The organism is Variovorax boronicumulans (assembly GCF_019352895.1).
Lineage (GTDB): Bacteria > Pseudomonadota > Gammaproteobacteria > Burkholderiales > Burkholderiaceae_C > Variovorax > Variovorax boronicumulans_A.
Genome location: NZ_JAAAFX010000014.1, coordinates 515707 through 539243, shown reverse-complemented (window position 1 = coordinate 539243; position 23537 = coordinate 515707). Strand labels below are relative to the sequence as shown.

The window sequence follows — 23537 nt, the reverse complement described above, 5'->3', positions numbered from 1 at the left end:
CGTTCGCGGATGTCCGCCGCATGACGGGGTCGCGTCGCGCTCAGATGTGAAAATCGCGTGAGTCCCGACCACCCGCCCCCGGGGGAATTTCCATCGACGCCTATCGCCTGCCCCCGACGCCTCCCCGGTGGCTTCCTGCTGTCTTCTGCGTGCTGCTGCTCTGGCTGGGCTGCGGCCTGCCCGCGCGCGCCTTCGTCGTCGATGCCTCGCAGGGGCTGGCCGGCGCCTTTCCCCTCGATGCCACGCTGCAGGTGTTGCGCGCCCCTGCAGGCCCGGCGAGCGAAGCGCAGGTGCTGTCCGGTGCCCGCGACGCGGCCTTCGAGCGTGTGCCGGCCAAGCAGGCGCTGGACTGCCGCGGCGGGTCGGTGTGCTGGCTGCGCTTCAGCCTGTCGCGCACGCCCGATGCGCCCGCGGACTGGATGCTGCACCTGCGGCTCGCACAGCCGGGCGAGGTCACGCTGTACGCGCGCGCCGGACCTGCCGAGCCGATGGTCGGCCGCAGCGGCCGCGAGTACCCGCTGAACTGGCGCTTCGCCAGCACCGAACTCATGTTCGCGCTGGCACTGCAGACCGAGCCCACGACCTACTACCTGCGGCTCGACGGCCTGAGCACCGCCGGCCATCTCTCGCTGCTGCAGGCCTCGGGCTTCGACTTCCAGCAGCGCAAGCTCGGGCTCTACCTGAGCGTGAGCCTGGGCGTGGCGCTGACGCTGCTGATGATCAACCTGATCCTCTGGCGCTGGCTCAAGGACGAACTGCACCTGCGGTTCGCCTTGTTGATGTTCGCGGCCACGCTGCTGCATGTCTGCCAGCTGGCCCCATGGCTGAGCGGCGTGGAGACCGGGCTCGACACCGACCTGCAGGGCACGGCGCAGTATTTCTTCCAGGCGACGACGGCGCTGTTCGTGCTGCGGCTGTTCGAGTTTCGGCGCCACGCGCCGGGGTTCGCCCTGGTGTGCCATGCCGTGCTGTGGGTCAACGCGCTGGCGATGGTCGCGGCCGTGTCGGGCCACTTCGAGCGGGTCGAGTACGCCATGGCCCTGCTGACGTGCGCCTGGGCCGCTGGCGGCATCGGCGTCGTCGCCTGGCTGCTCGCAGCGCGCGGCCAGCGCCAGCTGTGGCTGCCGGCGGCCGTGATGCTGGTGCCCGCACTGGTCACGATCCTGGCACGGGTGCTGTGGCTCGGCTGGTTCACGCCGAACCACGGTGAAGGACCGGGCCTGGCCTGGCTGGCCTTGCGCATCCTCTTCATGCTGCTGCTGACGATCATGGTGATCGAACGCACCCGACGCACCGAACGGGAACTGCACGGGATCCGCCAGCGTGCGCTGGACGATGCCTTGCGCGCCGAGCGCGAGCTGGAGCACAAGGTCCGATTGCGCACGCAGGAACTCGCACAGAGCAATGCCCAGCTGGTGGACGAGGTGGCGCGCCGGCGTCAAGCCGAGCTCGGCCTGCAGAGCGCGCTGGAAACCGAGCGCAAGGCCGTGGCGCAGCAGCGCCAGTTCGTGGCCATGGCCTCGCACGAATTCCGCACGCCGCTGGCGGTGATCGATGCCGCCGCGGGCTCGATCGACCTGGTGGCCAGCGTGCCCCCGATCCAGTTGCGCACCACCAAGATCCGCCGCGCGGTGGCGCGGCTGTCGGACCTGATCGAGAACTTCCTCACCGAGGACCGGATGCAGGCGCCGGACATGGGGCTGAACCCCGAGACGGTCGACCTGCGGGCCCTGGCGCAGGAAACGCTCGAGATGCCGGGCCGGCAGTCCGAGGACCGGCTGCACCTCGAGGCCCCGGCGCAGACGCTGCACGTGCGCGCCGACCGCTCGCTGCTCGCGGTGGCCTTGCAGAACCTGGCGCAGAACGCGTTGAAATACTCGCCCGCGGACCGGGACGTGACGGTGACGCTGTCCGCACACGACGGCATGGCCTGGGCCGAGGTGCGCGACCAGGGCCCCGGCATTGCGCAGCCCGAGCAGGACCGGATCTTCGACAAGTTCTACCGCGGCCGGACCGCGCTCGCCACGAGCGGCTCGGGCCTGGGGCTCTACCTGGTGCGCGAGATCGCCCGCCGGCACGGCGGCGAGGTGGTGTTGGCGGCCAGCGGGCCGCAGGGCTCGGTGTTCCGGCTGACGCTGCCGTTGGCGCCGAGCGCCGCACGCCTCTGAGCCGACGCCTTCGTGCCGGCATTCTTCGAACGACGCGAATCAGCCTACGCGCCACGACGGCGTCTTGCGTGCCTCAGCGTTTGCCCAACAGCGGCGAACGGCCCCGCTTTTCCACCGGTGCCGGCACCGCGGGCCCCCGATCGGAGAAACGCGCCTGCGCACCGTCAGGGCCGGCGAAAACGTCAGCGCAGAGCGATATCCGTCGACAACGCCACGCGTCGCATCTCGGGTCGTTCGGCCGCAGGCCTGCAGCGCGCCAGGCGCAGCCGGAACTCCTCGTCGTCGAAGGGCGCCAGGATGAAGTCCCGCGGCAGCACCCAGCGGACCTGGTGCACGGCGTCGATCTGCCGCTCTTCGAGGATCAGCAGGCCCGCCACCGAGTTGGAGATCATCCGGCAGACCCGTTCCAGCCCGAGCACGACCCTGGACACATCGCCCGGGAAGGCCATCACCAGCAGATCGAAGCGCTTGGCGCTGGCCAGGCAGGCCGAGACGAGGTCGTCGACACTGGCGAAGGGCTGTGCCTCGTAGCCCGCATCCTCCGCCATCGCGCAGTAGCGGCGACGCAGGAGCTCGTCGCGCGCGAGCACGCCCGCGCAGGCAGGCTTCGGAAATTCGGGGCGGGCGGACATCGTCGTCACGCCCCGGTGCCGCTCAGCCCCGGCGCCCGCCGGATTGCCTGGCGGCCAGCGGGTGCGCCAGCGGGGTCGCCGGCCATCTGTGAAAAGCGGATTGAGATCATGCGTGCAGTCAACATCGGGAGGAACCAGTCCATCGCCACCGCGGCGCAGTTCATGGCGGTGGGCTGGAAAGCTCTCGAAGCGCACGGGACTGCCGCCGTCGAAGACGATCGGGCAAGTCATTCTTATGGCCGGCCCCATGGGCGTCATGGCGACTTCATGACCATTCATGACCATTCATGACGGCCGCGACATTGCGTCGGCTCACCGCCCCTCTGGCGAATGGGCTCGGCGCCGCAAACGCCTGCTGCTGCGGCCAAAGGAGCGAAAACAGAAAACGCCGGTAAGCGTGACATCCGTCACAGCCACCTCAGGGCCCCGGATTCCCGTGCCCGGCCGTCGGCGGCGACGCGCCTCAGGCCATCGACTGCCGCTGAAGCGCCCACGCGGCGATCTCGGGCAGCGGCGCGGGCCGGGCGAAGTGGTAGCCCTGCGCCAGAGTGCAGCCCAGCGCGCGCAGTGCGTCGAGTTCGTCATGCGTTTCCACGCCCTCGGCGACGACCTGGATGTTCAGCGAATGGCCGAGTTGCACGATCGAATTGACCAGCACCGTGTTGCCGGGCGAGGCCGACAGGCCCGAGACGAAGCTGCGGTCGATCTTCACTTGCCCGACGTATTCGCTGCGCAGCGAGGCCAGCGACGAATAGCCGACACCGAAATCGTCGACCACGATCGTCACGCCGGCGGCCGAGAGCGCGGCCAGCCGGGCGCGGGTCGCATGGCTGTCGAGCGCGACCTCCTCGGTGATCTCGATGTGCAGGCGGCTCGGCGCGATCTCGTGCGCCGCCAGCATGCCCAGCACGATCTCGTCGACCGCCAACTGCCCCATCTCGCGCGGCGACACGTTCATCGCGATCGGCACCCGGGCCAGCGCCGAGCCCTCGGCCTCCAGCTGGTGCATCGCCAGGCAGACTTCGTTGAGGATGTGGCGCAGCAGCTGCTCGGCGACACCGGTGCTGGCGGCCGCGAAGACCACGCGCTCGGGCGCGACGCGGCCGTGCCGCGGGTGGTTCCAGCGCAGCAGCGCCTCCAGGCTGTGGATCTGGCCGCCTTCGCTGGTCACGATCGGCTGGTACCAGACGCCGATGGCGCGCGTCTCGATCGCGTGCAGCAGGTCGCGCTCGACATCGCGGCGCGTGGCCAGCCGCAGGTTCAGCGCCTCGTCGACGATCTGGTAGCGGTTGCGTCCGGCGCGCTTGGCCTCGTAGAGCGCTTCGTCCGCCAGGTCGAGGGTCTCGGCCATGTCCACGGCGCCCGTACCATCGGAGACCGCGATGCCGATGCTCACGCCCAGGTGGCCGCCGTAGTGCGCGGTGGCGAAGGGGATCGCGGCGATCAGCGCCTCGGCCACGGCGGCGGGCGTCTCGGCATCGCCGCGCGGGCAGTAGAGCACCGCGAATTCGTCGCCGCCCCAACGGCTGAGGATCGCGTTCAGCGACCACAGCTCGCGCTGCAGCCAGTCGGTCACGTCCCGCAGCACGCGGTCGCCGGCCTTGTGGCCGAAGGCATCGTTGACCGCCTTGAAGCCGTCGAGATCGAGCAGCAGCAGGCAATGCGCACGGCCGGGCCGGGCCGCGATGAAGGAGGCCGTGGCCTGCATGAAGCCCTCGCGGTTGAGCAGCCCCGTGAGCGCGTCGTACGACGCACGGCGGGTCAGCTCCTGCGCCGAAGCCTGAAGCTCCCGATGCGCCTCGCGCAACTGCGACGCCATGGCCGTGGCTTCGTTCTTCAGGCGGCTGCCGGCCCGAAACGCCTTCTGGCTCTGCAGCGAACCGCGCGCCAGCGCGCCCAGGTACAGCAGCACCATGGCCGCCAGGCTCAGCCGGTCGAAGCCGCCCGCGTAGACCAGGCAGCCCATGACCGACAGCAGCGCCGGGATCACGAAGCTGATCGGCACCGCCGCATAGGCGATGCCGTAGGTGGCCGCGCCGGCGCAGATGCCGCAGACCACCGTCAGATAGAACAGGGTCTGCGGCGAGGTATAGCCCGCGCACAGCAGCGGGATCAACGCCCAGACCCCGCCCGACACCGCGGCGCAGAGGGCCGCCAGCCGCAGGTGCCACTCGACCGGCCGCGCGTCCGCCGAGACCGCGACGCCGCGTTCGGGTGTGACGCCGGGCGATGGCGCGAAGGGCATCCGGCAGATGAAGATGCGCGCCGCATTCACCCCCAGCGAAAGCATCAGCCACAGCATGCCGCCCATCGCGCGCCCGGAGTTGAGGGCCACCAGCATCACCGCCAGGCTCAGCGCGATGTTGATCGGAATGGCCGCCAGCACGCTGCGTCGCACCATGACCAGCTGGTCGGTGCGCACCATGCGTGAGAGGACCTCGGCATCGACGGGCGCGACGGGCGCTGGAGGGGACACGCGGAGGTTCATGGCGAGGGAATACGGGGCGCGCCCCGCGGAGGGCGCCCCGCAGGCGCGTCCGGTGGCGTCGGAATAGGCGAGCAGTTTACATAATGGTACAAATCGGCGCCGAACGCGCCCGCTCCCCCGGGGGCATGCGGAATTTGGATATGCCGAAACGGTTGTTCCCAAATCCACCCACCCTGTTTAGTCTCTCGGCCGGGAGAGAGGCCGGCACATCGCCGGTCGGACCCAGAAACGGCAACCGCCGAACGCCAAACGCTTCCCGGAGAACAAGAACATGCGCATCCGCCTCATCGCCTCGCTCCTCGCCGCCACCTTCGGGCTGGCCGGCCTGGCCCATGCCGACCAGCTGGCCGACATCCAGAAGAAGGGCGAGCTCGTCGTCGGCGTGCTCGGCACCGACGAACCGGCCACCTTCATCGACCCCAAGACCCGGCAGATCGTGGGCTACGAGGTCGACCTGGCCAACGCCATCGCCAAGAAGATCGGCGTGAAGACGGTGCTCAAGCAGATCGCCGTGGCCGCGCGCATTCCCGAACTGCAGCAGGGCCACGTCGACCTGGTCGCGGCCGGCCTCACGCACAACAAGGAGCGCGAAGCGCAGATCGACTTCTCGCTCACCACCTTCGTGACCGGCCAGAAGGCCATCGTCAAGAAGAGCAGCGGCATCACCGAGGTGACGCAACTCGCGGGCAAGAAGGTGCTGACCATCCGCGGCGGCACGCAGGAACCCAACATCCGCAAGGCCGTGCCCAATGTCGAGGTCGTGACCTTCGACACCAGCCAGCAGGCCTTCCAGGCGCTGCAGCAGGGCAAGGGCGTAGGCTATGTCGACGACGAGGCCGCGCTGCTGCGCAGCTACGCCAAGCTCGGCACGCAAAAGGCGCAGTACGTGGTGCTCAAGCAGAACCTCAGCACCGAGGCGCTGGCCATCGGCATCAAGAAGGGCGAGACCGGCCTCAAGGCCGTGGTCGACGGCGCGCTGCGCGAACTCGAGACCTCGGGCGAAGCCCAGAAGATCTTCTTCAAGTGGTACGGGCCGAACACGGCCTCGGGCTTCCAGACCCGCGACTTCAAGCTCGACAGCGACAAGATCGCGGAATGAACATGAAGCGCTCCCGATTCCTGCCGCTCGCCGCGGCGGCCGCCTTCTCGTTGGCCGCGCTGGCGGCGCAGGCCGACCAGCTCGCCGACATCCAGAAGAAGGGCGAGCTCGTGGTGGGCGTGCTCGGCACCGCCGAGCCCTACAGCTTCATCGACCCCAAGACCCGCGAACTGGTCGGCTACGAGGTCGACCTGGGCCGCGAACTCGCGCGCAAGCTCGGCGTCAAGCCGGTCTTCAAGCAGCTCGCGGTCGCCGCGCGCATCCCCGAACTGCAGCAGGGCCATGTCGACGTGCTGGCCGCCGCGCTGGCGCGCACGCCCGAGCGCGAGACGCAGATCGACTTCTCGCTGCCGACCTTCGTCACCGGCCAGAAGGTGCTGGTCAAGAAGGGCAGCGAGGTCAAGACGCTGCCGCAGCTCGCGGGCCAGCGCGTGGTCACCGTCAAGGGCGGCACCCAGGAAGCCAACATCCGCAAGGCGGTGCCGACCGTCGAGGTCGTGACCTTCGAGAACGCGCCGCAGGCCTTCCAGGCGCTGCAGCAAGGCAAGGGCGCCGGCTATGTCGACGACGAGGCCGCGCTGATCGATGCCATCGCCAAGCTCGGCCCTGCGGGCAAGAACTACGAGCTGTTGGCGCAGAACGTGAGCACCACCACCGTCGCGGTCGGCCTCAAGAAGGGCGAGCCCGCGCTCAAGACCGCGGTCGACGACACGCTGCGCGAACTCGAGAAGAGCGGCCAGGCCGAGAAGATCTTCTTCAAGTGGTACGGCCCGGGCACGCGCCATCAGTTCGAGACGCGCCCCTTCAAGTTCACCCAAGACGCAAGCTGAACACACCGCCCGCGGGCGGTGGGTACGATGGCGCCCGCGCTCACCCGCGGGCGCTTTCGCGTTCGCCCTCGCCTTTTTGCTTCCTTCCATGCCCACCTTCGACTACGCCCTGCTGCTGACGGGCAAGTACCACGAGATGCTGCTGGCCGGCCTGCTGCTGTCGCTGCAGCTGATGGTGGCGGCGCTGCTGTGCGCGCTGCCCATCGCGCTCTTGGTCGCGCTGCTGCGGCTGTCGCCGCTCGCGTGGCTGCGCGCCATCGGCTTCGCCTACGTCGAGGCGATCCGCAACGTGCCGCTGATCGCCCACATGCTGTTCTGGTATTTCGGCGCCCCCGAGCTGCTGCCCGAGGGCCTCCGCGAGAAGCTCTATGCCGGGCCGGTCGAGGCCATCAGCGCGGTGATCGCGCTGTCGCTCTACACCGCGGCCTTCATGGCCGAGGACATCCGCAGCGGCATCCGCGCGATCCCGACGGTGCAGATGGAAGCCGGCCGCGCGCTGGGCTTCGGCTTCCTCGCAACCATGCGCCGGGTGATCCTGCCGCAGGCGCTGCGCGTGACCGTGCCGCCGTTGATCTCGCAGACGCTCAACCTCTGGAAGAACACCTCGATCGCCACCGTGATCGGCGCGGCCGAGCTCATGTACCAGGCTGGCCAGGTCGAGAGCGAGACCTTCCGCAGTTCCGAGTCCTTCGCCTTCGCCACCCTCGCCTACCTCTCGGTTTCGCTGGGCATCACGGGGCTTGCGGCCTGGTACCACCACCGCTTTCCGGTGCGCACCGCATGATCGAACTCATCGACACCTACTGGCTCTATTTCCTGGTTGGCCAGTACCCCAACGGTCCACTCGGCGGGCTGGCGCTCACCGTGATCCTCGCGGCGCTGGGCCTGGTGCTGGCACTGCCGCTGGGCATCGTCCTGGGCCTGGCGCGTGTGAGCCCCTACCGCTGGCTGCGCTGGCCGGTCACGGCGCTGGTCTTCGTGGTGCGCGGCATCCCGCTGCTGATGGTGATCTTCTGGGCCTACTTCTTCCTGCCCAGCGTCACCGGCGTCAAGACCGACCAGTTCACCACCATGCTGATCGCGCTGGTGGTGTTCGATGCGGTCTACCTGGCCGAGATCGTGCGCGCCGGGATCCAGAGCCTGCCCAAGGGCCAGATGGAATGCGCGCGCGCGCTCGGCCTGGGTTACGGCCGCGCGATGCGGCTGGTGGTGCTGCCGCAGGCGCTGCGCAGCATGCTGCCCTCGCTGGTGAACCAGTTCGTCTCGACCATCAAGGAGACCTCGCTGGGCTACATCATCGGGCTGGCCGAGGTGTCCTTCATCGCCACGCAGATCAACACCCAGGTCTTCACCCGGCCGGCCGAGGTCTACGGCATCCTGGGCCTGACCTACTTCATCCTGTGCTTCGGCCTCTCGCGCTTCGCCTACTGGCTGGAACGGCGCCAGACCCGCCGCGCACCCGCCCTCGCCTCGAAGAAGACAACGAAAATCTCCGCATGATCGAACTGCAGCAAGTCAACAAGTGGTACGGCAACTACCACGCGCTGGTCGACGTCACCGAGACCATCCCGCAAGGCGAGGTGGTGGTGGTCTGCGGCCCCTCGGGCTCGGGCAAGTCGACGCTGATCCGCACGCTCAACCGGCTCGAGCCGATCCAGTCGGGCCGCATCGTGGTCGACGGCAAGGACATCCACGCGAGCGGCACTGACGTCAACGCCTTCCGCTCGCGCATCGGCTTCGTGTTCCAGCAGTTCAACCTGTTCCCGCACCTCACGGTGCTGCAGAACTGCACCCTCGCGCCCTCGCACCTGCTGGGCCTGAGCGCGGCCGCGGCGCAGGAACGCGCGCTCGCGCTGCTCGAGAAGGTCGGGCTGGCGAACAAGGCCCAGGCCTGGCCCAGCGAACTCTCGGGCGGCCAGCAGCAGCGCGTGGCGATCGCGCGGGCGCTGGCCATGGAGCCGCCGCTGATGCTGTTCGACGAGCCCACCAGCGCGCTCGACCCCGAGATGGTCGGCGAGGTGCTGATCGTGATGCGCGACCTGGCGCGCGAGGGCATGACGATGGTCTGCGTCACGCACGAGATGGGCTTCGCGCGCGAGGTCGCCGACCGCGTGCTGTTCATGGACGAAGGCCGCGTGCTCGAACGCGCCACGCCCGACGATTTCTTCAACCGCCCGCAGCATCCGCGCGCCGCGCAATTCCTGTCCGACATCCGTTCGCCGTTCAAATGACCACCCTCCCCCTCATCGACGTTTCCGCCCTCGTCGCCGGCACGCCGGACCGCCACACCGCCGCCGCGCAGATCGGCGAGGCCTGCCGCGCGCACGGCTTCTTCTACGTGGTCGGCCACGGCATCGCCCCGGCCCTCACGCAGCGCCTCGAAACCCTGAGCCGCGCCTTCTTCGCGCTCGACGAGCCGACCAAGCTGCGCTGGCGCATGGAACTCGGCGGGGCGGCATGGCGCGGCTACTTCCCGCTGGGCGGCGAGCTGACCTCGGGCCGGCCCGACTGGAAGGAAGGGCTGTACCTGGGCAGCGAACTGGGCGAGGACGATCCGCGCGTGCAGGCCCGCCTGCCGGTGCACGGGCCCAACCTGTTCCCGGAGGTCGAGGGTTTCAAGCAGACGCTGCTCGACTACATGGCGGCCGTGACGCAGCTGGGCCATCGGCTCATGGAAGGCATCGCGCTGAGCCTGGGGCTGGAGGCCGACTACTTCCAGGCGCGCTACACGGCCGACCCGCTGATCCTGTTCCGGCTGTTCAACTACCCGACGCAGCCGATCCCCGAGGGCTCCAACGTCGAATGGGGCGTGGGCGAGCACACCGACTACGGCCTGCTCACCGTGCTGCGCCAGGACGACATCGGCGGCCTGCAGGTGCGCACCGCCCAGGGCTGGATCGATGCGACGCCCGTGCCCGACGCCTTCGTGATCAACATCGGCGACATGCTCGACCACATGACCGGCGGCCTCTACCGCTCGACGCCGCACCGCGTGGTGCGCAACACCTCGGGGCGCGACCGCTTGTCCTTCCCGCTGTTCTTCGACCCGAACTTCGAGGCTCGCGTGCAGAAGATCGAGGGCCTGCCCGTGCCCGCTGTCGTCGACGACAGCGCCACGCGCTGGGACCAGGCCAACGTGCACGCCTTCAACGGCCGCTACGGCGACTACCTGCTGCAGAAGGTCTCGAAGGTGTTCCCGCAGCTGGTGCAGCAGGTGCTCTGAACAGGGTCAGCCGGCGCGTCCGCCGCGCTGCGGATCGCGCGGCACCAGCGCCCACACGCCGCGCTCGAGCGCGGTGCACAGCAGCCAGTAGATCGCGCCCACCAGCATGAACAGCTCGGCCGGGTAGACCATGGTGCGTGCGTTGACCTGCGTCGCCACGAAAGAGAGTTCGGCCACGCCCACGATGTAGGCCAGCGAACTGTCCTTGACCAGCGTGACCCACTGGTTGATGAACGAGGGCAGCATCATGCGCAGCGCCTGCGGCAGCACGATGTGGCGCAGCGCGCGCCAGCGCCCCATGCCCAGCGACAGCGCCGCGTTCCACTGCCCCGCGGGCACGCCGCGGATGCCCGCATGCACCGCGTGCGACAGGTAGGCGCCGCCGACCAGCGAGAGCGCGCACATCACCGACAGCACGCCCGGCACGTCGATGCCCAGCGCGATGGGCAGCAGGAAGTAGGTCCAGAAGATCAGCATCAGCACCGGGATCGCGCGGAAGAAGCCCAGCACCGCGACCAGCAGGCGATGCGCGGCGCCGCGGCTCATGGCCAGGGCCACGCCGAAGAGCAATCCCAGCACCGCCGACGCCACCGCGGAGCCCGCGCTCAGCAGCACGGTCAGCGCCGCGCCGCCAAGCGGCCCGTCGGGCCAGGCGCCCCAGAGCAGGTACGGCAGGTTGTCGAGCAGGGTCGCGACGGCGCCGCTCATTTCACGGCCTCCGTGCCGCGCGCTGCGGTGAGCGCCGGCTTGGCGCGATCCGGCGCGCCCCGCGGGGCCACGGCGCGCGCGCCCGGCACCGACCACTTCACCGCCCGCGCGCTCAGCCACTCGAGCAGCGCGATGGTCGCGATGTAGAACAGCGTCGCGAAACCGAAGGCCTGGAAGGTCTTGAAGGTGTCGGCCTCGACCTGGCGCGAGGTGTACGAGAGCTCGACCAGCCCGACCGCCATCGCCAGCGAGGTGTTCTTCACGATGTTCATGTACTGGCCGAACAGCGGCGCGAGCGCGATGCGCACCGCCTGCGGCAACACGACGTGGCGCTGCACCTGCGCCGCGCTGAAGCCCATGGCCATGCCCGCATGCAGCTGCGCGGCCGGCACGCCGCGGATGCCGGCGCGGATCTCCTCGCCCACGTAGGCCGTGGCATAGAGCACCAGCCCGACGATGGCGGTGAGGAACTCGAAGGACGGCCAGTGCAGGCGCAGGCCAGCCACGCTCACGTGGTGCCCGGCGTTGAGCCATTCGCGCGCCGCGTCGGGCAAGAGCGAGGGCGCACCGAAATACCAGAAGAAGAGTTGGACCAGCAGCGGCGTGTTGCGAAACAGCGAGACATAGACCGCGGTGGCCCGGCGCAGGCCGGCCCGTGGGCTGCTGCGCGCGGCGGCGAAGACCAGGCCCAGCGCGGTCGAGGCGACGATCACCAGCAGCGATGCGCCGATGGTCATGAGCCAGCCATCGAGCAGCCAGCCGAGGTATTTCGGCGCGAGCAGCTGCTCGCGCGCGCTCTCGAACGCGTTCACGCGAAGGCGGCGTCGGACGAGACGGGCGCCAGCACCTTCGGCTGCGCCGGCTGCGTGACGCAACGGCCCGCCGCCGTGTCGAAGTCCAGCCGCTCGGGCAGCTTCGTCAGGCTGCGGCCATAGAGATGCAGGTGCTTGATCGCACGCTCGCCCTCGATCGCCACGCTGTGGATGTCGTGCGGGCCGAAGGCGATGTGCGCGCCCGGCCCGATGCGCCGCGCCCCGGTGGGTTCGAGCGTGGCCGGGCCCGGGCCTTCGCCGCCACCGGTGCGGCGCCACAGGACATTCGGCTCCTCGCCTTCGATGCCCGCCACCACCGCCCAGGTCGAATGGTCGTGCGGCACCGTGCGAAAGCCCGGCGCAGGCCGCCACAGGTAGAGCGCATGCCCGCGGTCGGCCGATTCGGCCAGCAGGTAGAGCGTCTCGCCGGCGGCCTCGGTCGGCGCTGGGAAATGCGCATCGGGAAACAGCGCGGGCTCCGCGGCCAGCTGGGACAGCAAGGCGCCGACGCGCGCGAGCACCGGAGCCGGCGGGTCGACGTCGGTGCCGACCCAGGCCTGCACCACGGTCATCGTGCGTGCGACCGCGCGCGTCCTGACTTCGGCGATGTCGCCCTCGATGACCGATGCCCTCATCCGGTTCAGCGCGACGCGACGCGTTGGTCGCCGATCTTCAACAGACGCGGCAGCGGCGCCTTGCTGTCGGGGCCGAACCAGGCGTTGTAGATGGCCACGGCACGGCCGTTCTTCTCGATCTCGGTGAGCCAGCTGTTGAGCGATTCGAGCAAACGCGTCTCGCCCTTGGGCACGGCCGCGCCCAGGTATTCCTTCGACACGGTGATCGCCGGGATCTCGTACTTTTCCTTGTCGGGCAACTGGCCCCACTGCGCCGTGAGCTTCACGCCGTCGTTGGTGATGGCCTGCACGTTGCCGTTGCGCAGCGCGGCCAGCGCGAAGGGTGAATCGTCGTACAGCACGACCTTGGCATCGGGGTAGTTGGTGCGCAGGTTGGTCTCCATCGTCGTGCCCTTCTCGGTGCCGATGCGCAGGTCCTTGAGCTGGGCCGCGTCGGTGAGCACGCCCTTCTTCGCGAGGAACTGCTGGCCGACCAGGAAGTACGGCGTGGTGAAGTCCACCACCTTGGCGCGCTCGTCGGTGATGGTGAAGCTGGCGAACACCACGTCGACCTTGCCGGAGGTCAGCAACGGAATGCGGTTGGCCGGATTGGTCGGCACGAACTCGATCTTCACGCCCAGGCTCCTGGCGAATTCGTTGGCCAGGTCGATGTCGTGGCCGACCTGCTTCTTGCTCGTGGCGTCGATGTAGCCGAAGGGCGGATTGCCGTCGAAGGCCGCCACGCGCAGCACGCCGGCCTTGCGGATGTCGTCGAGCTTGTCGGCCCAGGCGCCGGCCGGGAAGGCCAGCGTGCCCAGCAGCGCGAGGCCGCCGAGGATGAATTGTTGGCGCTTCATGCGTCCTCCGTCCTTGTTGGAAAGAGGCGACTCTAGGCAGGCCCCTGCAGCGCGGCAACGAAGCGTTTTTTGCTTGCTTATGTGCCCACACTTCAGGCATGAGCAAATGAGAAATGCGTCGTGGCGTGGCGGCGAGGGGCCGCCTACGCTTGTCCCCCTTTTCGCCAACGAGCGCCCTCGCGGTGCACCAGGACCCTCTCATGCATTCGATTCCCCCGCTGCGCCGCCGTGCCCTCCTGCAAGCCGGCGCCGGTGCCGCCGCCGCCCTCGCGGCCGGCCCGCTGTTCGCCCAGGCACCCGCCAAGGTGATCCGCATCGGCTACCAGAAGTTCAACACGCTCAACATCCTCAAGGGCACGGGCCAGCTCGAGACGGCGCTGGCGCCCGCGGGCATCCAGGTCGAGTGGCGCGAGTTCCTCGGCGGCAGCCAGCTGGCGGAAGCGCTGTCGGCCAATGCCATCGACTTCGGCCATGCCTCCGACGGCATCGGCGTGTTCCAGCAGGCCAGCGGCAAGGGCCTGGTCTACCTCGCGGCCGAGAGCCCTTACCCCGGCGGCGTGGGCTTCCTGGTGCCCAAGGATTCGCCGATCCGCACGGTGCGCGACCTCAAGGGCAAGAAGGTGGTTACTGGCCGCGGCTACAACACGCAGTACGTGCTGATCAAGGCGCTGCAGGCCGCGGGCCTGAGCTACGAGGACATCGAACCGGTCTACATCCTCACCGCCTCCGACACCGTGGCCGCCTACCAGTCGGGCAGCGTGGCGGCCATCGGCCTGTGGGACCCGTTTCTGGCCGGCGCGCAGATCGCGACCGATTCGCGCCTGCTGTTCGACGGCACCGGCCTGAGCGGCAACCGCACCTACCACTTCGCGCAGCCTGGCTACGCGCGCGCCAACCAGGAGACGCTCAAGACCGTGTTCGCCGAACTGCGCAAGGCCAACACCTGGGCGCAGGCCAACCCGAAGCAGGTGGTGGACACGCTCGCGCCGCAGCTCAAGGTCGAGCCCAAGGTGCTGGCCCTGGCGACCGAGCGCCGGCAGTACGGCGTGGTCGCGCTCACGCCCGAGATCGCGCGCGAGCAGCAGGGCCTGGCCGACGTGTTCGCGCAGCTCAAGCTGATCCCGAAACCGATCGAGGTGAAGGACGCCTTCCTGAACCTGCCGATCCTGTGAGCAGCGCGAAGAACCCGAACGGCAGCCACTACGACGTCATCGTCGTCGGCCTCGGCGCCATCGGCGCGGCCACGCTCTACCAGTTGGCGCTGCGCGGCGCGCGCGTGCTGGGCATCGACCAGCACGCACCGCCGCACGACCAGGGCTCCTCGCATGGCGAGTCGCGCATCACGCGGCTGGCCATCGGCGAAGGCGACGCCTACGTGCCGCTGGTTCAGCGCTCGCATGCCATCTGGCGCGAACTCGAGGCCAGCACCGGCCGCGCGATCTTCGAGCAGACCGGCGGCCTGATCCTCGCCCCGCGCGACCGCATCGCCGCGCACCACGGCAAGCCCGACTTCGTGCGCCGGACCATCGCGTGTGCCGAGCGCTTCGACATCCGCCACGAGGTGCTCGATGCCGCGGGCATCCGCGCGCGCTACCCGCAGTTCGCGCTGCAGGGCGACGAGCTCGGCTATTTCGAACCCGAGGCCGGCTTCGTGCGGCCCGAGCAGGCCATCGCGGCGCAGCTCGAGGCCGCGCGCGGGCTGGGCGCCACGCTGCGCACCGGCGAGCGCGTGCAGGCCGTCGAGCCGCTGGGCAACGGCGACACCACCGCGGTGCAGATCGCAGGCACGCGCTTCACCGCCGACCGCGTGGTGATCGCCGCCGGCCCGTGGCTGCCGGAGTTCCTGGGCCGGCAGGCGCGCGCCGACTGGCATGCCGATTTCGCCGTCTACCGGCAGGTGATGTACTGGTTCGACACCGGCACGGCCGCGCCCGACTTCGCGCCGGGCAGGCTGCCCATCTTCATCTGGATGTTCGGCGACGCACAGGAGGACTACATGTACGGCTTTCCGTCGTCCGACCCTTCGCAGGCTGCGCTCAAGGTCGCGACCGAGCAGTACGCGGCCACCACCTCGCCCGACGCACTGCAGCGCGAGGTCAGCGCCGAGGAAGGCGCCGCGATGTACGCAAGCCGCGTGGCCGGCCGCTTCCCGCAGATCGACGGCCGCCTGCTCAAGGCGCGCGCCTGCATGTACACCGTGACGCCCGACCGCCACTTCGTGATCGATGCGCTCGACGGCGCGCCCGGCGTGCTGATCGCCTCGGCCTGCTCGGGCCACGGCTTCAAGCACTCGGCGGGTGTGGGCGACGCCATCGCCGACCAGGTGCTGGGACGTGCGGGCGGGATCGATCTCACGCCTTTTTCGCGCCATCCTGCAGGCGAGCGAGGGTCGGCGTAGAGTACGCCCCCGGGTGATCGCGGCAGCATCGCCGTCGATCTTTCTCTGTCTGACTCGGGAGTGATAAAGATGAGATTCCTCGTGGTGGGTGCGGGTGCACTCGGTGGTTATTTCGGCGGTCGTCTGCTCGAAGCGGGGCGCGACGTCACCTTCCTGCTGCGGCCTCGGCGCGTGGCACAGCTCGCCAAGACCGGGCTCGTGATCCAGAGCCCGCAGGGCAACCTGCAGCTGCCGGCGCCCAGGCATGTGCTGGCCGACGGCATCGACGGGCCCTACGACGTGATCCTGGTCGGCAGCAAGGCCTACGACCTCGCATCGACCATGGACTCCTTCGCACCGGCCGTCGGGCCCGACACCGTGATCCTGCCGCTGCTCAACGGCATGCAGCACATCGACGCCCTGGCCGCGCGCTTCGGCGAGGAACGCGTGCTCGGCGGCCTGTGCCTGATCTCGGCCACGCTCGACGACGAAGGCCGCGTGCTGCACCTCAACGACACGCACGACCTCAACTACGGCGAACGCGCGGGCCGCCGCTCGGCCCGCGTCGACGCCATCGCGGCCCAGTTCGCGGGCGTGAACTTCGGCAGCAACGCCAGCGAGAACATCCTGCAGGAGATGTGGGAGAAGTGGGTCTTCATCGCGTCGGCCGCGGGCGTCACGACGCTGCTGCGCGCGTCCTTCGGAGAGATCGTGGCCGCGGGCGGCGAAGCCGTGTCGCTGTCGATCTTCGACGAGTGCAGCGCCATCGCCGCCCACAACGGCTTCGCACCCCGTGCGGCCGCCGTGCAGCGCGGCCGCGCCTTCCTCACCATGCCCGGCTCGCCGATCACGGCCTCGATGTACAAGGACATGGCGCGCGGCGCGGCGGTGGAAGCCGACCACATCATCGGCGACCTGCTGCGGCGCAAGGCACCGGGGCAGCCGGCCACGCCGTCGGTGCTGCAGATCGCCTACGTCAACCTCAAGGCCTACGAGGCGCGCCGCGCCGCCTGACCCGAGGCACGGCCAGCGCCACCCTTGACCGCTTCACACGCCGCGCCGACGCACCGGGACCTGATCGGCCACGCACGGCTGCTGGGTCCGGCGTGGTCCGGCAAGCTGGTGGGGCGACCCGGCGGCGTGGGCCTGAAGCTGTTCAAGGTCGATGCAGCGGGGCTGGCAAGGGAGATGCATCCGGGCTACGACGAGGCCTTGCTGATGCTCGAAGGCGCCATCGACCTGGTCATCGATGGCGTGCAGGTGCCCCTTCGCGCCGGCGACCTGCAGATCATTCCGGCGGGCAGCTGGCACGAGATCCTGCCGGGCGGTCACGGCAGCTTCTTGCTTGTCGACCCCGAGCCTTGCTGAGCCAGTCCTCGACGCGCTCCGACGTCGATCCTCGGGCAGGCACGCCCTGCTTCGAAGCCGTCGCCGCTAGAATCGCCGCTGCAGAATCGACGCTGAGGTCTTCAGCGCTCGACACGCCGTAAGCGTTTACGTCAACCAACGCATCACCAGTGGCACCCGCGGCCGACTGGCGGTGTGCGTTGGTCGCTTCGGTACCCATCTCTCCCCGCCGCTTCGCCCCGCAGGTGCCTCTTTGAAAACGCAAGGAGCGGCGCTCGATGACGAACGTCCAGGCAAATTCTTCCCTGCGCGAACTGGTCTGGATGACCTTCGCGCTTTTCCTCGGCTACCTGTCGGTCGCGATGTCGATGCCGGCGGTGGCGGTCCATGTGTCGCAAAGGTTGGGCATGGGCAATGTCGCGTCCGGCCTGGCCGTGGGCATCGCCTTTCTGTCCACCCTCCTGAGCCGTGGCTGGGCGGGCCGGCTGGCCGACGAACGTGGCGGCAAGGTCGCGATGTTCAGGGGCCTGTTCCTTTACGCGGCCGCGTCGCTGCTGTGCTGGGCCTCCGCGCTGCCCGCCCTCGGCCATGGCGCCGGTGCGTACCTGGTGCTGCTGGCGGGGCGACTCGTGCTGGGCCTGGGCGAGAGCTTCGCGCTGGTCGGCATGCTGGGCTGGGCCATGGCGGCCATGGGCGCGACGCGCTCGGGCCAGGTCATGGCGCTCGTCGGCACCGGGCTGTATGGCGCGTTCGCGGTGGGCGGACCCCTCGGCCTCTGGCTGTTGGGAAGCTCGGCTTCGCCGACCTGATGGCGGGCAGCATCGTCCTGCCGCTGGTCAGTGGCGCGATGCTGTGGTCCATCGCGCCGGCCCGGTCCGCGCCGGGACGCCGCGCCCCCTTCTCCGACGTACTGCGACTGATCTGGAAGCAGGGTGCGGTCGTGGGCTTGCAAGGCGTGGGTTTCGCGGCCCTGGGCGCGTTCTTTCCGCTGTACTTCCTGGCCCATGGCTGGCAGGGCGCCGGCTATGGGCTGACCTGTTTCGGCCTCGGCTTCGTCGTGCTGCGACTGGTGGCGGGCCGCCTGCCCGACCGCATCGGCGGCAACCGGGTCGCACTGGTTTCCTTGACGGTCGAGGCGCTGGGCCAGGCGCTGCTGTGGCTGGCGCCCCATCCCGCGGTGGCCATGGCGGGAGCCCTGCTGACGGGCATGGGGTGCTCGATGGTGTTTCCCGCCATGGGGCTCGAGGCGGTCAAGCGCGTGCCGGCGCACCTGCGCGGCACGGCCATCGGGGGCTTCGCGGCGTTCCAGGACCTGGCGTACGGCGCGACCGGTCCGCTGGCCGGCCTGATGGCCGACCACCTCGGCCATTCCAGCGTGTTCCTGGGGGGCTTCGTCGCGGCGGTCGTCGGGACCGCGATGGCCTGGCGGCTCGGGAAGGACTCCCGCGTCCAGCGCGCAGCGACGCCCGCCGGAGGCTAGGCGCGGTCTTTCGTCCGGCCGGCTTACCAGGAATGCGCCAGCGCCCCACCCACGGGCAGCCGGCGTTGCGCCGCGATCTGCACGCGCCTCAAGGCACGCAAGGGCACATAACCATGAGGCGCACGTCGCGCTTCGGCACGCTCCGACAACGGCGCCACGCGCCAGGCCTGGCGCGTCACGCCGATCACGTGTCGAGCCTGCTCGACCGGGGAAACGGGGGGGTGCTGTGTGGTCATCGGATTTCTCTCTTCAATGGCTTGCGCCGTGCTCGATTCTGCGAGGCGCGGCGAGCAACCCAAAGACCGATTGCGCATGAGGAATCTCGCTGCGCGCAGACCCGACAACGCGCGCTCAGAGACTCCAACAGAACCGCAGCCCGAGCCATACGGCCAGCAGCACCGCGGCGCCGAAGACCCAGCCCGACATCGTGACCAAACTGCGCCGCAGAGTAGACCTCGGCCTTTCTGCTCTGGCGTTTGCGAGCTTCAGATGACCACCGCGCCTAGGCCCATCGCGGCGCAGTCGACATGCGACATCAGCCGAAGCATTAAGGCGCCAAGGCCGCGGGCCTCGTCAGGCGCCGCCCTCCACGCGCGCATGGATGCGTCAGTCGGCATGGCGTGACAGAGAAATTCGCTCTTCACTGTGCAAGCGGTCGCAACCCATCCACGCGACGAAGCGTCGCCCCCGCGTCCTCCACAGATCGATCGAGGTGTTGAGCCCACTTCTGCCGTCGTCGACGAATCGAAGACCCCCGTCCGCAACAGAATTCGCTACAAAAAATCTCAATATAGCGACGGCTGTCTACTTGGACACAAAACACACAACTTGCCGCATAAAGAATTAACAAATTTCGCACAAAATGCGCACAGAAAAACAATACGAATTCATTACACAGCAACATTGAAAGCAAAGAATCCCGCAATTTGACCAACGCAAATCTATGAAGTACCCTAGCATCGGTCCGATTGGGCCGAATTAACAATCAAAGCACAAAAGGGAAAAAATGCAAAATCTTGCACTTATAGATGTCGAAAGATGCCTGGTCCTGGCAAGTGGATTCGAGAACAGAAGCACTCATACGGTGGTCGATCCGGACGGAAAAAAGAACGAACTCTTTGAGATCTTTCATTCCTACATCGACCCGACCGGGCCCCTTCGATCGATTCTTGCGAATGCAACCACCAAATGCTGCGCCAGCGGCACATGCGAGATCGCACCGCATATGTGCTGACCATATATCGATTCACAAATCAATAAAATAGAAAGGGAGGAATAGCCTCCCTTTTCTTTTAATACACAACAGAGAATACGAATGAATTCGGCCATCATATCTTTTGAACACTCGAGATTTACAGACAAAGAAATAGCCCAACTACTGGAGAAATGCGGCTACGGATTGGCAGCGGAATACCTGCAAATTCAGGATTTTAGTAAGAAGTTCTTTTGCCCCGGGACCATTACCGCCGTCGCCATTCACGACCAAGATCAACGCCTAATCGGAATTTCAAGGGCATTCACCGACAACATAACAACAACGTACCTTGCGGAGATTTGCGTAATTCCACCGCATCGCCACAAAGGCATTGAATCTCAGCTGGTCCGCGCAATTACCATCCGATGCCAACATACAGCGATCTTCTCAATCGCATTCAGCGACGAGCTTTACTTTCTCAATGAAAACTCGATCACCGAGAAAGCAAAAATCATCGCATGCAGTCGAGGACCAAAGCACTTTCGACCCGCCCATCTCACGAATTAAAATGAAGAAAGGAAGTATTCATTGTCGCGCTCAACGGGACGCAACCACCATCTTATCCTCCACCCTTTGCCAACTTATTAACAGAATAAGTTCCGAAAGATCGCTGACAGCCCTATTTGACATGAAGGCCCTTGAAAGAGAAATCGAAATCGATTTTCAGCAGGTCACCCTCCAATTCAAACACTTTGAAAGTCTCAACTCTAGACGCCACGCAGAAATTCAGAAAGAATTCAGTAGCTTTCTCGAAGGAATGCTGATACGCCGCTCAGCTCGAATGTTTCGATTCATCCAAAATCTTCACAATGGGCTGATTGAATTCAAAAAGATGCTGGGCATCGATGCGGAGAAAATATTCATTCAATTTACCAACGGAGATTCGCACGGCGAGTGCGAGCGTGCAGTCATATTCGAAATTTGCGGATCGAAATATGTGTTCAAGTCAAGAGACCCCCGCCCGCATCTCGCCCTACATCTCGTTCTGACAAAAATCAAGGAAAAGACGGCCATTGATGCAGTTCCTCCGAAGTTCTGGAGCTCTCCCAAAAACGATTGGTACGTAATGCCATTTTTAGAAAGTCGGCCCTATGCGTCACCTGCACAAGCACGGGAATTTATGAGATCTCTGGGCGTTGTTACAGCCGTCGCACACGCCCTGCAGATGACCGACGTTCACATTGACAATCTCATCGCCTGGAACGGGAGGCCGGTCATTATTGATGCGGAGTGTATTTTTTACAGCTTCACCGAGCACGGAAAGCCCCCAATAGAAGATCGGCTCTTGAATACCGGCTTGGTTTCACGATGGGCAAATCTGTCCTCCATCTTAGGCGCATACAGAAGCAACAAAGCATTCGGAGCGAAAATCAATAATGGAGATCTCGCATATGTGACAAGCGAGTCCGGCCCCAGCAACAATCGATTAATTAGCAAAAGTGGATTGCCAGTCAATCCCGCTGATTTTTGCGACGAAATAATCGATGGATTTGAAGATGCATACAGGCAAATCTGTTCAAATCGTCAGCACCTCATTCGAGAATTGAAAGAAATTACGATCGGAATGCGCACTCGCTTTTTACTCAAACTAACGGTTCAATATGCCGCAACACTGGAGGTGCTGAGATGTCCATTTTCGGGAGACACTGCGACCAATCTCGGCCGAGCCATCCACCACTTCTCCCATGCCATTGGCCTATCCAACACAGCGGATAAAGAGACTCTGAAGTGCGAACTCAGAGACCTACTTGATTCAGACATCCCATTCTTCTGGACGGAAGAGCAGGAATCGGGGCCTGCACTCATGCATTGGACAGGTCGAGTGAAATACTTTCCCAGTAGAGATTCCTTATCCAAGAGAATCGGCAGATGCATTTATTCTTGCTCAATAAATGACCTTCCAAGGTTGCGCAAAGAACTGAGGAGTTTCTTGCTCAAGCCCTCTCTCATAGAAGAAAAAATAACTCATGTCAGTCTTTGAGTTCTTCGACTCTGGGGTTGCTCGACGATCGCTGTCCGATCTACTGGAGGGGGTCGATTCTCAATTATCTCGCCGGCTGATAAAGGCATTCTTGATAATTTTCTGCTCCTCGGCACTTCTCAGTGCCGCGCCGCTCCTCATGGCTCGGGCAATAAACTCTCTATCTGAAAACAGCCCGCTTTCGACAACGCTTACCTGTGCGTCGCTGTATATAGGCCTAAGATTTTCCGGGCAAATGCTGGTAGATCTAAGATGGAAATTGGTCAATCCCATTCTTTACCAAATTTCCTACACTTTTTGCTCCATTTTTGCAAGCAGGATTTCTCGAATTCCACGGCATGAGGGCCGAAATGGCGACTCCGCTGGATGGATCGCAGAGCAGGCAGCTGCGATGTCAAAATTGGAGGTAGGCTCCATTGGAATTTTGCACGGATTCCTATCCGTCATCATTCCAACGTCAATTGAGCTTCTCATTGCCTGCATCGCCATCGGCATTGTCATTGGCCCATTGGTCGCAGCCTACATGATCGTAGGCGGCATCATATTTATGATTGGAATCTCGTTCAAACGAAACAAAGAATTATCTTTGGCTCGAATCGCGAATCAAGCGGACAACACTGCGTCCTCTTTTCTTTCCGAATACATATCCAATCCTACCCTTGCCCGCGTCTTCAATGCAGCACCCTTTCTTGAAGATCGCCTGTCGGCCGCCGTCGCAAACTCTGTAGAAAGCCATCAGAAATTCTTCTCCGTAAAAACAGAGCGAGGACTTTACCTATCCGCCATCACACTTTTTATTTACACGATAGTATTATCATGGGGAATTTACAACCCTAGCGGAACGGCTGCAACCGCTGGCAGCTTCTTTCTACTTTTAATATATCTTGACAGGGTTTTAAATCCATTATCCAACGCCTCCACCGCAATCAACAATATTCAAAACGGCCTGATTGCAATCGAAGCAGGTTATGAACTCATAGAGAAGTTAAAAAAAGAGAAATTAAACGTCACCTTCTCTCCGGAACGCTCGAAAAATTGGAGCTCGTTATCGCTTTCCAAGTCTCGTGTTTACCACGTAAGTAACGAGCATTTGACTATTGGCGCCGGCGTATGGATCAATGTGCGAGGCCCCTCTGGCACTGGAAAATCAACATACTTGCAAAGGATATATGGCGAATTGCAAGAACTAGCCGGCGCTTCCGTGACAAGGATCCACTATCTAAACCCAACACCACCAACGATTCGAGGATCCATTTTCGAAAATATCGCTCTTGGAGACAAGAGTGTCGATCGTGAGAAAGTAAAATTTCACTGGAACATCTGGGCCAGAGAGATCGGCAACAGTGCCATCAATATAGATGAAGACGTAGAGCAACTCTCCGCAGGCGAGCTTCAATTTCTCGCCATTTCCAGATGCATCTTGAGAAATCCATTTCTAGTCTTCTTTGACGAAGCCACTAACTCCATGGACGTACGCACCGAAGAAAAAGTCTGGCTATTGATAAAAACAACAATCCCGGGCGCGACAGTTTTTGCAGTTTCCCACAGAAATTTATCGGTGATAGATTTCGACTTTCTAGACGACTTCAGCTTCCCGTGAGCGAGGCCGAAGAAAGAAAACTCGACGCGAGATGGCGCATGGCGTAGCGCATTCCAGCGCGTCACG

The 23537-nt window shown here is 65.4% G+C and carries 23 protein-coding genes; 16 read left to right on the top strand and 7 right to left on the bottom strand.

Annotated features, from left to right (window positions below):
• Positions 1-149: 149 nt before the first annotated feature.
• A complete protein-coding gene (locus tag K0H49_RS28935; RefSeq protein ID WP_219220116.1) occupies positions 150-2168 on the top strand; it encodes a sensor histidine kinase in 2019 nt (672 codons plus the stop codon).
• A gap of 182 nt (positions 2169-2350) precedes the next feature.
• Here the strand turns inward: K0H49_RS28935 and K0H49_RS28930 are convergent, their stop codons facing one another.
• Both K0H49_RS28930 and K0H49_RS28925 read right to left on the bottom strand, forming a co-directional pair.
• The gene (locus K0H49_RS28930) at positions 2351-3079 is read right to left on the bottom strand and encodes a hypothetical protein (RefSeq protein ID WP_219220114.1); all 729 of its coding nucleotides are present in this window, start codon (positions 3077-3079) and stop codon (positions 2351-2353) included.
• Positions 3080-3263: 184 nt separating this feature from the next.
• Entirely contained in the window at positions 3264-5288 is a 2025-nt protein-coding gene (locus K0H49_RS28925; RefSeq protein WP_219220113.1) for a putative bifunctional diguanylate cyclase/phosphodiesterase, read from the bottom strand.
• Positions 5289-5559: 271 nt separating this feature from the next.
• On the opposite strand from K0H49_RS28925, the gene K0H49_RS28920 reads away from it, so the two are divergent.
• The 6 genes from K0H49_RS28920 to K0H49_RS28895 all read left to right on the top strand — a co-directional run bounded on the left by K0H49_RS28920 (position 5560) and on the right by K0H49_RS28895 (position 10440).
• The gene (locus tag K0H49_RS28920; RefSeq protein ID WP_219220110.1) at positions 5560-6387 is read left to right on the top strand and encodes an ABC transporter substrate-binding protein; all 828 of its coding nucleotides are present in this window, start codon (positions 5560-5562) and stop codon (positions 6385-6387) included.
• Between the two features lie 2 nt (positions 6388-6389).
• A complete protein-coding gene (locus K0H49_RS28915; protein ID WP_257625274.1) occupies positions 6390-7217 on the top strand; it encodes an ABC transporter substrate-binding protein in 828 nt (275 codons plus the stop codon).
• An 88-nt stretch (positions 7218-7305) separates the two neighbouring features.
• Positions 7306-8001 carry an amino acid ABC transporter permease gene (locus K0H49_RS28910; RefSeq protein WP_219220107.1) on the top strand — a complete coding sequence of 232 codons (696 nt, stop codon included), beginning with the start codon at positions 7306-7308 and terminating at the stop codon, positions 7999-8001.
• Positions 7998-8717 (top strand): amino acid ABC transporter permease, encoded by a 720-nt coding sequence (locus K0H49_RS28905; RefSeq protein WP_219220104.1) that lies wholly within the window; start codon positions 7998-8000, stop codon positions 8715-8717. Before K0H49_RS28910 ends, K0H49_RS28905 begins: the two co-directional genes overlap by 4 nt.
• A complete protein-coding gene (locus tag K0H49_RS28900; protein ID WP_219220102.1) occupies positions 8714-9448 on the top strand; it encodes an amino acid ABC transporter ATP-binding protein in 735 nt (244 codons plus the stop codon). Before K0H49_RS28905 ends, K0H49_RS28900 begins: the two co-directional genes overlap by 4 nt.
• Positions 9445-10440, top strand: a complete 996-nt coding sequence (locus K0H49_RS28895; protein ID WP_219220100.1) for an isopenicillin N synthase family dioxygenase — start codon at positions 9445-9447, stop codon at positions 10438-10440. The genes K0H49_RS28900 and K0H49_RS28895 overlap by 4 nt, the downstream gene beginning before the upstream one ends.
• 6 nt (positions 10441-10446) lie before the next feature.
• Here the strand turns inward: K0H49_RS28895 and K0H49_RS28890 are convergent, their stop codons facing one another.
• From K0H49_RS28890 to K0H49_RS28875, 4 genes are all read right to left on the bottom strand, one after another.
• Complete coding sequence (locus tag K0H49_RS28890; RefSeq protein WP_219220098.1) at positions 10447-11148, bottom strand: amino acid ABC transporter permease; 702 nt, start codon at positions 11146-11148, stop codon at positions 10447-10449.
• The gene (locus tag K0H49_RS28885; RefSeq protein WP_219220409.1) at positions 11145-11885 is read right to left on the bottom strand and encodes an amino acid ABC transporter permease; all 741 of its coding nucleotides are present in this window, start codon (positions 11883-11885) and stop codon (positions 11145-11147) included. Before K0H49_RS28885 ends, K0H49_RS28890 begins: the two co-directional genes overlap by 4 nt.
• A gap of 71 nt (positions 11886-11956) precedes the next feature.
• Complete coding sequence (locus K0H49_RS28880) at positions 11957-12595, bottom strand: cysteine dioxygenase family protein (RefSeq protein WP_219220096.1); 639 nt, start codon at positions 12593-12595, stop codon at positions 11957-11959.
• A 5-nt stretch (positions 12596-12600) separates the two neighbouring features.
• Positions 12601-13431, bottom strand: coding sequence for a transporter substrate-binding domain-containing protein (locus K0H49_RS28875; protein ID WP_219220094.1), 831 nt, complete (start codon positions 13429-13431; stop codon positions 12601-12603).
• A 200-nt stretch (positions 13432-13631) separates the two neighbouring features.
• On the opposite strand from K0H49_RS28875, the gene K0H49_RS28870 reads away from it, so the two are divergent.
• From K0H49_RS28870 to K0H49_RS30855, 6 genes are all read left to right on the top strand, one after another.
• Entirely contained in the window at positions 13632-14603 is a 972-nt protein-coding gene (locus tag K0H49_RS28870; protein WP_219220091.1) for an aliphatic sulfonate ABC transporter substrate-binding protein, read from the top strand.
• Positions 14600-15829 (top strand): N-methyl-L-tryptophan oxidase, encoded by a 1230-nt coding sequence (gene solA / locus K0H49_RS28865; protein ID WP_219220089.1) that lies wholly within the window; start codon positions 14600-14602, stop codon positions 15827-15829. The genes K0H49_RS28870 and solA overlap by 4 nt, the downstream gene beginning before the upstream one ends.
• A 69-nt stretch (positions 15830-15898) precedes the next feature.
• Positions 15899-16822 (top strand): 2-dehydropantoate 2-reductase, encoded by a 924-nt coding sequence (panE, locus tag K0H49_RS28860; protein WP_219220087.1) that lies wholly within the window; start codon positions 15899-15901, stop codon positions 16820-16822.
• A 24-nt stretch (positions 16823-16846) separates the two neighbouring features.
• Complete coding sequence (locus K0H49_RS28855) at positions 16847-17176, top strand: cupin domain-containing protein (protein WP_219220085.1); 330 nt, start codon at positions 16847-16849, stop codon at positions 17174-17176.
• 257 nt (positions 17177-17433) lie between these two features.
• The gene (locus tag K0H49_RS30860; protein ID WP_257625273.1) at positions 17434-17964 is read left to right on the top strand and encodes an MFS transporter; all 531 of its coding nucleotides are present in this window, start codon (positions 17434-17436) and stop codon (positions 17962-17964) included.
• Positions 17964-18635: an MFS transporter gene (locus K0H49_RS30855; protein WP_257625272.1), complete on the top strand. Its 672-nt coding sequence runs from the start codon at positions 17964-17966 to the stop codon at positions 18633-18635. Before K0H49_RS30860 ends, K0H49_RS30855 begins: the two co-directional genes overlap by 1 nt.
• A gap of 23 nt (positions 18636-18658) precedes the next feature.
• Here the strand turns inward: K0H49_RS30855 and K0H49_RS28845 are convergent, their stop codons facing one another.
• The gene (locus K0H49_RS28845; RefSeq protein ID WP_219220083.1) at positions 18659-18871 is read right to left on the bottom strand and encodes a hypothetical protein; all 213 of its coding nucleotides are present in this window, start codon (positions 18869-18871) and stop codon (positions 18659-18661) included.
• Positions 18872-19950: 1079 nt separating this feature from the next.
• Between K0H49_RS28845 and K0H49_RS28840 the strand changes: the two genes are divergently transcribed.
• The 3 genes from K0H49_RS28840 to K0H49_RS28830 all read left to right on the top strand — a co-directional run bounded on the left by K0H49_RS28840 (position 19951) and on the right by K0H49_RS28830 (position 23471).
• Complete coding sequence (locus tag K0H49_RS28840) at positions 19951-20397, top strand: GNAT family N-acetyltransferase (protein WP_219220081.1); 447 nt, start codon at positions 19951-19953, stop codon at positions 20395-20397.
• A 121-nt stretch (positions 20398-20518) separates the two neighbouring features.
• Positions 20519-21871, top strand: a complete 1353-nt coding sequence (locus K0H49_RS28835; protein ID WP_219220080.1) for a DUF4135 domain-containing protein — start codon at positions 20519-20521, stop codon at positions 21869-21871.
• Positions 21858-23471 carry an ATP-binding cassette domain-containing protein gene (locus tag K0H49_RS28830; RefSeq protein ID WP_219220078.1) on the top strand — a complete coding sequence of 538 codons (1614 nt, stop codon included), beginning with the start codon at positions 21858-21860 and terminating at the stop codon, positions 23469-23471. Before K0H49_RS28835 ends, K0H49_RS28830 begins: the two co-directional genes overlap by 14 nt.
• Positions 23472-23537 lie beyond the last annotated feature (66 nt).